Genomic DNA, 750 nt, shown 5'->3' on the forward strand with positions numbered 1-750 from the left:
CACCGTAGTATTTACTATCAAAATATATATGTAGAACCTCAAGGTGAAAGGGATTGTAGTGAACTTCAATTTTTTTGCCTACCAGAGCACCATCTACCTCATAGGTATTTCCCTCAAAGGATATAACACCATATTTGGTTACAGTTCTTTCACAGCAATGCATAAATATTTCATCAAGCTGTACAGGCGAGAAATATCTTAGTTTAGTGCCTTCAGAAAGTGACTTCTTCCATCTTTCAACAGGAGTAGAATTTATGGAAGTATGAAACTTTTCATGGTATTCATATTTAAGCCAAGCTTGAAAAAGATCATTAAGTTGAATGATATTTTCAGCTTTGTTCTTTCTGATTTCAGGAAGAAAAGAACTCTGTACAAACTTCCAGAACACCTCAATTTTTCCTTTCCCAGCTGGATGATAGGCTGTTGCATATTTTAAGGTAATTCCGAGCTTTGCACATATTATTTTAAACTGCTCAGATATATACACCTTGCCATTATCGACGTATAGAGAATTAGGAGCACCAAACTTAATGACAGCCTTCTGAAGACAATCTTCAAGCCTGGTAAGTGTAGCATCAAAGTAAAATTGACAATGGAGAATTCTCCGACTGTGATCATCGATAAATCCAATAAGATAAACCATACGACCATTGCCCTCTGAATCCTTAAGATAGCAAGCTTCCATGATATCACTCTGCCACATCTGATTAATGCGTTCTTTTTCATGTTTAAAATATACCCTGTTATCCT

Annotated in this window: 1 protein-coding gene; it reads right to left on the bottom strand. The window is 35.7% G+C overall.

The genetic code is table 11. The annotated features are described in order from the left end of the window. Positions 1-750: DDE-type integrase/transposase/recombinase (locus CLORY_RS22890; protein ID WP_079428903.1), on the bottom strand; the 750-nt coding region annotated here is incomplete at both ends.

The sequence above is a fragment of the Clostridium oryzae genome, from assembly GCF_002029235.1.
Lineage (GTDB): Bacteria > Bacillota > Clostridia > Clostridiales > Clostridiaceae > Clostridium_AE > Clostridium_AE oryzae.